The organism is Phenylobacterium sp., from assembly GCF_030697925.1.
Taxonomy (GTDB): Bacteria; Pseudomonadota; Alphaproteobacteria; order Caulobacterales; family Caulobacteraceae; genus Phenylobacterium.
This window is the reverse complement of the sequence record NZ_JAUYOJ010000211.1, coordinates 51,330-59,197: the sequence shown is the minus strand read 5'-3', so window position 1 is coordinate 59,197 and position 7,868 is coordinate 51,330. Positions and strand designations below refer to the sequence as shown.

Sequence of the window (7,868 nt, the reverse complement as noted above, 5' to 3'; positions counted from 1 at the left end):
AATGTCCGCATAGGCCATCGACTTGGCCCCGCCCGTCTTCGCCAGCGTAAACGTGATCGCCGCCGTCAGCGTCGTCTTGCCATGGTCAACGTGACCAATCGTGCCGATGTTGCAATGCGGCTTGTTGCGTTCGAACTTTTCCTTGGCCATCGGGGTCCTGCCGGCGTTTGAGGTTTGGTTGGAGCGGGTAGCGGGAATCGAACCCGCATATTCAGCTTGGAAGGCTGCTGCACTACCATTGTGCTATACCCGCCGAAGATGCGCGGCGTCGCGCCAGTCTCCTTGAACAATTCGCTCCGAGGCGTGGTGGGGGAAGTAGGACTCGAACCTACGAAGGCGTACGCCAGGGGATTTACAGTCCCCCCCCTTTGCCACTCGGGACATTCCCCCAGCGCGCTCGGAACCACATCGAAAGCCTGGACAAAAGTTCCGTCGCGTGAGCGAAGGAACCGTCCGGCCCCCAATTTGGAGCGCGTCTTATAGTGTCCTCATCCCGCGAACGCAACGCGCCCTGGAAGGCGGGCAAGAAGGGCGGCCCCAGACCCTTCAACCGCAAGCCCGACAACGTCTCCGACGACTGGCTGTGGGGCTGGCACGCGGTAAGCGCGGCCCTGGCCAACACCGCCCGCGAGCATCCGATGCGCCTTCTGGCCACCGCCGAACGGGCCAAGGAGATCGAGCAGAGATTCGGCCGCCAGAAGATCCTGGAGACCCTCGACCCCCAGGCGATCGGTAACAACCTGCCCGCCGGGGCCGTCCACCAGGGGGTGGCGCTGCGCATCCCGCACCTCCAGGCCTGGGGCCTGGACGCCTTCGAACCCAGGCCCGGCGCCGTGCTGCTGATGCTGGACCAGGTGACCGATCCGCAGAACGTCGGCGCCATCCTGCGCTCGGCCGCGGCCTTCGGAGCCAGCGGCGTGATCCTGCAGGACCGCCACGCGCCCAAGTTGGCCGGGGCGCTCGCCAAGGCCGCGGCCGGGGCGGTGGACATGATCCCCTCGGCGCGGGTGATCAACCTCTCGCGGGCCCTGGAAGAGCTGGCCGAGCTGGGCTGGCGGGCGGTGGGCCTGGCGGGCGGGGCGGACAAGACCCTGGAACAGGCGCTCGACGGAACCCCCACCGTGCTGGTGCTGGGCTCCGAGGGAGAAGGTCTGCGCCGGCTGGTGGCCGAGCACTGCGACGACCTGGCCCGGATCGACATGCCCGGCGGCTTCGAAAGCCTCAATGTGTCGGCCGCGGCGGCGGTGGCGCTCTACGAGGCGGCCCGTACCCGAGGCTAGGGCGGGAATTTTCGTCGATCCGCCCCCGTAGGCGGTTGCGGAGGTCGGCCGGCTGTCGCATTCAGGGCGCGATGTTGGAAACCCTGTTCGCACCCGGCGCCTTCACCGCCTTCCTTTCAGTCCTGATGATCGACCTGGTCCTGGCCGGCGACAACGCCGTGGCCGTTGGCCTGGCCGCCGCCGCCCTGCCGACCGATCAGCGCCGCAAGGCCATCCTCTGGGGCCTGGCCGCGGCGGTGACCATGCGGATCGGCTTCGCGCTGATCACCACCCAACTGCTGGGCATTGTCGGCCTGCTGTTTGCGGGCGGCCTGCTACTGCTCTGGGTCTGCTGGAAGATGTGGCGGGAGCTGAAGGAGCAGGCCGAGCCCGAGGAGGCCGCCGCCGAGGCGGCCATGGACGACGACCCGTCCACCGAACCCTCCGCCGCCATGGCCGCCAAGCAGCCCAAGACCTTCAAGGCCGCCTTTATCCAGATCCTTGTTGCTGACGTCTCCATGTCGCTGGACAATGTCCTGGCGGTGGCCGGCGCAGCGCGCGAACACCCCGCCATCCTGGTGTTCGGCCTGTTGCTCTCCATCGCCCTGATGGGCATGGCCGCCAGCTTCATCGCCCGCCTGCTGCACCGCTATCGCTGGATCGGTTATGTCGGCCTGGCCATCGTGCTCTACGTAGCCCTGCACATGATGTGGGAGGGGCACCAGGACGTGGTCCGCGACCTGGGCCAGACCGCGGCCTATAACGCCATCGTCCCCGATTTCATGGACATCCGGCCCAAGGCGCCCGCCGACCACTAGCTTCAGCTTGCGGTCGGGGGTCGAATTCCTCGACAATGGGTCGGTGACAAAGCTCATCATCGATTGTGATCCGGGCGTCGACGACGCCGTCGCGCTCTTCCTGGCCTTCGCCTCGCGTGATCTCGAGATTCTCGCGGTGACCACCGTGGGCGGCAATGTCGGCGCGGATCTCACCGCCCGCAACGCCCGGATCATCCGTCAGATCGCCGGCCGGGAGGACGTACCCGTCCATGCCGGCGCCGCACGCCCCCTCTTCCGCCCGCCGGTCGAGGCCGACCATTTTCACGGCGAATCCGGCCTGGGCGACCTGACGGTGTTCGAACCCGCCGCGCCGCTGGCGCCGGGCCACGCCGCCGACGTCATCATCCAGACCGTGATGGCACAGGCCGCCGGCGGCGTGACCCTGGCCGTCACCGGGCCGATGACCAATGTGGCGCTCGCCTTCATCCGCGAGCCGGCGATCGTCGGCCGCCTGGCCCAGGTCGTGGTCATGGGCGGGGCCCGCACCGAGGGCGGCAACATCACCGCCTCGGCCGAGTACAACATCTATGCCGACCCGCACGCGGCCCAGGTGGTGTTCGCCTCGGGCTGCCGCTGCGTGGTCCTGGGCCTGGACGCCACCCACCAGGTGCGCGCCACCGCCGAACGGGTCGCCGCCCTCCGCGCCCTCGCCACGCCCGCGGCCCAGGCGGCGGCCGAGGTCATCGATTTCTCCAACGGCATCGAGCGCGACATCGTGGGTGGCAAGAGCGCGCCGCTGCACGACCCCTGCGTCATCGCCTACATCCTGGCGCCCCAGCTGTTCACCGCCCGGCCCTGCAAGCTGGAGGTCGAGACCGGCTCGGCCCTGACGCTGGGCCACACCGCCGTGGACTTTCGCCTGGCCGATCCGGGCGCGGCCACGATCCAATGGGTGACCGAGGTCGACGCCGACGGGGTCTTCGACCTGCTGAACCAACGGCTCGCCGGCCAATGACCGGGCCCGCTATCACCGTCGTCGGTTCGGTGAACCTGGACCTGGTCGCCACAGGCAAGACCCTGCCGGCGCCGGGCGAGACGGTGACCGGCGCGGTTCTCGCGCGCCATCCCGGCGGCAAGGGCGCCAACCAGGCCTTGGCAGCTCAGCGGCTGGGCGCCGTCGTCGCCCTCATCGCCCGGGTCGGAGAGGACGCCATGGCCGACGAGGCCCTGGCGATGCTGGCGGCGGGCGGGGTCGACCTGTCCGGTGTCGCGTGGGACCCAGAGGCGCCGACCGGGGTCGCCCTGATCGCGGTCTCGGAAACCGGCGAGAACCAGATCGTCGTGGCGTCCGGCGCCAACGCCGCCTTCACCCCCGAGCGTCTGGGCCCGCTGCCGGTTGGGGCCCTGATCTGCCAATTGGAGATTCCGCTCGCCACAGTGGAGAAGGCGGTCGCGGAGGCCGAGGGCTTCGTCTGCCTGAACCTCGCCCCGGCCGCGGGCATCCCGGACGCCCTCCTCCAGCGCGCCGACCTGATCGTCGTCAATGAGACCGAGGCCGCCTTCTACGGCGACCAACTCCATCAAGCGCGCGGCCTGGTAGCGGTGACCCTCGGGTCGCGTGGGGCGGAGCTGCGGCGCGGAGCCGAACTGCTGGCCTCGGCGACCCCGCCCAGGGTCGAGGTGGTCGACACCACCGGCGCCGGCGACACCTTCGTGGCTGCGCTGACCCTGGCCCTGCTGGAGGAGCGTCCGTTGCGCGACGCCCTCGCCTTCGCCTGCGCGGCCGGAGCGCTCGCAACCACCCGGGCCGGCGCCCAGCCCTCCCTGCCCCTTCGCTCCGAGGTCGAGGCCCTGCTATGACCCGCCACGTCCCCGAACTCAGCCTGAAGGCCTTCACCCATGGCGACGCCGCCGAGCGCGCGCGGTTCTCCGACCAACTGATGGCCGGCTTGAAGGATTACGGCTTCGTCATCCTGAAGGACCACAACGTCCCGGTGGAGCTGCTGAGCCGGGCCTATGGCCTGGCCGAACAGGTCTTCGCCCTGCCGGAGGCGGAGAAGCGCCGATACGCCAAGGGCTTGCGCGGCTACACGCCGTTCGGGGTGGAGCACGCCAAGGACAATCCCCACGCCGACCTCAAGGAGTTCTGGCAGATCGGCCGCGAGCCGCGCCCCGACCTGGCCGAGGAGCTGCCCCCTAATGTCTGGCCGGACGGCGCGCCCGAGTTCAAGGCGACCTTCGCGGCCCTGTTCGCGGGCCTGGACGAGACCGGCCGCCTGCTGCTGCGGGCGCTGGCCCCCAAGCTCGGCGTGGCGGACGACTATTTCGGTCCGCTGGTGACCGATGGGACCTCGATCCTGCGGGTGCTGCACTATCCGCCGATCCCCGACGACGCGGACCCCGAATGCGTCCGCTCGGCGGCGCACGAGGACATCAACTTCATCACCATCCTGGTGGCGGCCAAGGGGGCGGGCCTGCAACTGCTGGACCGCGACGGGACCTGGCTGCCGGTGGAGACCGCCCAGAGCAACCTGATCGTCGATAGCGGCGACATGCTGCAGCGCCTGACCAATGGGGTGATCCCGTCCACGACCCACCGGGTGGTCAATCCGGAGGGACCGAACGTCAGCCGCTATTCGATGCCGTTCTTCATGCATCCGACATCGGCCACGTCGCTGGAAGTCCTGCCCTCCTGCGTCGGCGAAGGGGCGAAGTTCCCACCGATCACCGCCGGCGAATTCCTCGACGAGCGGCTGAAAGCCATCGGCCTGGCCAGGTGAGCGAGGCCTACGAGGTCCAGGCCCGCGCCGAGCTGGCGGCCTGGAAGCGGAAGATCCTGAAGAAGCCAGGCGTCCTAGGCGAGGCCGCCCGCGCGGTGCAGGGCCGGATCAACCGCGCCATCCCTGAGAAGATCCATCTGGCGATCACCGGGGTCATCGAGCAGATGACCCGGGGCATCATGACCGGCGCCGACATCACCACGCCCGAGCCGATGCAGGGGGCGAGCCTGGCCGAGCGTGAGGCCCTGGTCCGGGAGAAGATCGCATTCTACCGCACGACGGCGGCGGCCGAAGGCGGGGCGGCCGGCGCGGGCGGCTTCCTGCTGGCGGCGGTCGACTTCCCGGCCCTGATCGGGCTGAAGATCAAGCTGCTGTTCGATATCGCCGCGCTCTACGGCCACTACGGCGACCGGCCGGCGGAGCGGCTCTACATCCTGCAGATCTTCCAGCTGGCCTTCTCCAGTCCCGGCCACCGCCACGCGATCTATGAGGCGATGACGCGGACGGGGTCGACCCCCGTCTCGTTGGAGGATTTCGACTGGCGGAAGTTCCAGCAGGAGTATCGCGACCACATCGACCTGGCCAAGCTCGCCCAGCTCATCCCCGTCATCGGCGCGCCCGTGGGCGCCATCGTCAACTACGCCCTGATCGACAAGCTGGGCGAGACGGCGATGAACGCCTATCGGCTGCGGATTTTCGGTTAGGCGTCCTGCGTCTCCTGCATGACGAAGCCCTTCCAGGTGTTCATGTAGTCGAGGAAGGCCGGGCCCAGGCCCTCGGCGCGAAGGTGCTCGCGGGTGACCGGCAGTGAGATCGGCCGGAAAGCGGCGTCGGCCGCCTGCTTGGGGAAGTCGTGGTGCAGGATGGCCGCGCGGCCGATTATGACGAAGTCGGCGCCGGCCGCCAGGCAGGCGGCGGCCTCGGCCGGGGTGGTGATCTTTCCGGCCGCGCCCAGGCGGACGTTCCCGCGCGGCAGGTCGGTGAAATAGGACATCAGGCTGCGGCCCTGGAATGCCTCTTCCACCGGCTCCTTCCTGTGGTCCCACAGGGACATGTCCAGATAGTCGATCTTGCCCTCCGCCATCAGCTGGCGGGCCAGGTCGACGATGTCGGCGAGCTGCAGGCCGAATCGTTCCGGCGACAGGCGCAGGCCGAGGTTGAAGTCCGGTCGGCAGCGGGCGCGCACCCCGTCGATGATCTCGTGGATGATCCGCGCCCGGTTCTCGGCCGAGCCGCCGTAGCGGTCCGTGCGCTTGTTGATCTCCGGCGAAAGGAACTGGCAGAGCACATAGCCGTGGGCGCCATGCAGCTCGACGCCGTCGAAACCCGCCTTCTCCGAGCGCACCGCCGCGGCGATGAAGTCCTCGATGAGCAGGGCCACCTCGGCTTCGGTGAGCGCCCGGGCGCCGAACTCAGCCTCGTCCGACGGACAGACCGGCGCCTCGCCGATCAGCTCCTTGGGCGAGCGCATGCCGGCATGGTGTAGCTGGACCACCGCGACGCTGCCGGCCGCCTTGATGGCCGCGGCCAGCCGGGTCAGGCCCTCCAGGTGCTCGTCCCCGAACACCCCGAGCTGGCCCGGAAAGCCCTGGCCGATCCGCTGGACATGGGCCGCGCAGGTCATGGTCAGGCCGAACCCGCCCTCAGCCCTCATGGTCAGCCACTTGAACTCATCGTCCGACAACCGCCCATCCGGATGGCTCTGCAGGTTGGTCAGCGGCGCCAGCATGAAGCGGTTCTTCATGGCCGGGCCGCGGGCGAAGCTCATCGGCTGGAACAGATCGGACAAGGCGGTCTCCTGGGAAGAATTCAGACGGCGGCCTCGATGGCCTTGGTCACTTCGGCGATACGGGCGTCGTTGCGGCGGTAGAATGTCCATTGCTTGATCTTGGTGGGCGTCACCAGGCCCGCCTGGATCAGGACGCGCATGTGTTCGCTCAAGGTCGGGTGGCTGATGCCCAGCTTGTCGGCCAGCCAGACGCCGCACACCCCGTCGGCGATCAGGTCGCCGTGGACCTGCGGCGGGAAGTTCCCCACCGGGTCCTTCAGCCACTCCAGGATCTGCAGCCGTCGCTCGTTGGCGAGCGCGCGGAAGATGTCGGCCAACTCCATTTTGGGACTTTGCCAATCGACGAAGTTATGTCAAGCTTTGTCGCCTCCCAGCGACGGAATGTCCGATGCCCGCCTATCCCTTCGTCACCCTCGATGTGTTCACCGACACCCGGTTCGGTGGCAATCCCCTGGCCGTCTTCACCGACGCTCGCGGCCTGACCGACGGCCAGATGCTGTCCCTGGCCGCCGAGATGAACCTGTCGGAGACCACCTTCGTCCTTCCGCCGGAAGATCCGGCCAACACCGCCCGGGTGAAGATCTTCAACCGCACCGCGGAGATGCCCTTCGCCGGACACCCCACCATCGGCACCGGCTGGATGCTCTCCCAGATGGGCCACGGCGCGGACCTGCGGCTTGAGGTTCCGGCCGGCATCGTCGGGGTGACGGTGACGGAGAACGGAGCCACCATCGCCGCGCCCCGGCCGCTGTCCCTGGGCGCTGAGCTTCCGGTGGACATCGCCGCCGCCTGCGCCGGCATCGCCCCCGGCGACATCCTGGTTTCCAACCACCGGCCGGTCGAAGCCACGGTGGGCGTGAACTTCATCTTCGCCGAGGTGACGGGCGAGGCCCTGACGCGCGCGGCGCCGGACCTGGCCGCCTTCCGCCGGGCCGGCGACGGCGATCCGGACTTCGGCGACCGGCTCTCACTACACCTCTACGCCCGGGACGCGGATCGTATCCGCGCGCGCATGTTCGCGCCCAACTCGGGCACCGTCGAGGATCCGGCCACCGGCAGCGCCAACGCCACCCTGGCGGCGCTGCTGCTGTCGCTCTCCGGCGAGGCGAGCGGCGCCTGGGACATCGTCCAGGGCGTCGAGATGGGCCGTCCCTCGCGCCTGCGCGCCACCGCCCATCGCGCCGACGATGGCGTCAGGGCCACGGTCGGCGGCGGCTGCGTCCCCGTCCTGCGCGGCGAAGCGACCCTCTGAGCGGCGGCC

At 69.3% G+C, this 7,868-nt stretch carries 10 protein-coding genes and 2 tRNA genes; 7 read left to right on the top strand and 5 right to left on the bottom strand.

Annotated elements, in window-relative coordinates; all coding sequences use genetic code 11:
* From Q8Q88_RS20745 to Q8Q88_RS20735, 3 genes are all read right to left on the bottom strand, one after another.
* A partial coding sequence (locus Q8Q88_RS20745; RefSeq protein ID WP_305585402.1) for a GTP-binding protein occupies positions 1-150 on the bottom strand: 150 nt, incomplete at its 3' end.
* Between the two features lie 29 nt (positions 151-179).
* Positions 180-253, bottom strand: a tRNA-Gly gene (locus tag Q8Q88_RS20740).
* Positions 254-304: 51 nt separating this feature from the next.
* A tRNA-Tyr gene (locus Q8Q88_RS20735) sits at positions 305-390 on the bottom strand.
* A gap of 92 nt (positions 391-482) precedes the next feature.
* Between Q8Q88_RS20735 and rlmB the strand changes: the two genes are divergently transcribed.
* The 6 genes from rlmB to Q8Q88_RS20705 all read left to right on the top strand — a co-directional run bounded on the left by rlmB (position 483) and on the right by Q8Q88_RS20705 (position 5,522).
* Positions 483-1,280 (top strand): 23S rRNA (guanosine(2251)-2'-O)-methyltransferase RlmB, encoded by a 798-nt coding sequence (rlmB, locus tag Q8Q88_RS20730; protein ID WP_305677085.1) that lies wholly within the window; start codon positions 483-485, stop codon positions 1,278-1,280.
* A 71-nt stretch (positions 1,281-1,351) separates the two neighbouring features.
* The gene (locus tag Q8Q88_RS20725; RefSeq protein WP_305677084.1) at positions 1,352-2,077 is read left to right on the top strand and encodes a TerC family protein; all 726 of its coding nucleotides are present in this window, start codon (positions 1,352-1,354) and stop codon (positions 2,075-2,077) included.
* A gap of 43 nt (positions 2,078-2,120) precedes the next feature.
* Positions 2,121-3,053: a nucleoside hydrolase gene (locus Q8Q88_RS20720; protein WP_305677083.1), complete on the top strand. Its 933-nt coding sequence runs from the start codon at positions 2,121-2,123 to the stop codon at positions 3,051-3,053.
* The gene (locus Q8Q88_RS20715; RefSeq protein WP_305677082.1) at positions 3,050-3,898 is read left to right on the top strand and encodes a ribokinase; all 849 of its coding nucleotides are present in this window, start codon (positions 3,050-3,052) and stop codon (positions 3,896-3,898) included. The genes Q8Q88_RS20720 and Q8Q88_RS20715 overlap by 4 nt, the downstream gene beginning before the upstream one ends.
* A complete protein-coding gene (locus Q8Q88_RS20710; RefSeq protein ID WP_305677081.1) occupies positions 3,895-4,818 on the top strand; it encodes an isopenicillin N synthase family oxygenase in 924 nt (307 codons plus the stop codon). Before Q8Q88_RS20715 ends, Q8Q88_RS20710 begins: the two co-directional genes overlap by 4 nt.
* Positions 4,815-5,522 carry an EcsC family protein gene (locus Q8Q88_RS20705; protein ID WP_305677080.1) on the top strand — a complete coding sequence of 236 codons (708 nt, stop codon included), beginning with the start codon at positions 4,815-4,817 and terminating at the stop codon, positions 5,520-5,522. Before Q8Q88_RS20710 ends, Q8Q88_RS20705 begins: the two co-directional genes overlap by 4 nt.
* Here the strand turns inward: Q8Q88_RS20705 and Q8Q88_RS20700 are convergent.
* Positions 5,519-6,607 carry an NADH:flavin oxidoreductase gene (locus Q8Q88_RS20700; RefSeq protein WP_305677079.1) on the bottom strand — a complete coding sequence of 363 codons (1,089 nt, stop codon included), beginning with the start codon at positions 6,605-6,607 and terminating at the stop codon, positions 5,519-5,521. The genes Q8Q88_RS20705 and Q8Q88_RS20700 overlap by 4 nt on opposite strands.
* Positions 6,608-6,627: 20 nt before the next feature.
* Positions 6,628-6,930, bottom strand: coding sequence for a helix-turn-helix transcriptional regulator (locus Q8Q88_RS20695; protein ID WP_305677078.1), 303 nt, complete (start codon positions 6,928-6,930; stop codon positions 6,628-6,630).
* Positions 6,931-6,995: 65 nt separating this feature from the next.
* Here Q8Q88_RS20695 and Q8Q88_RS20690 point away from each other — a divergent pair, with 65 nt between their 5' ends.
* Positions 6,996-7,859 (top strand): PhzF family phenazine biosynthesis protein, encoded by an 864-nt coding sequence (locus tag Q8Q88_RS20690; RefSeq protein WP_305677077.1) that lies wholly within the window; start codon positions 6,996-6,998, stop codon positions 7,857-7,859.
* Positions 7,860-7,868: the final 9 nt, after the last annotated feature.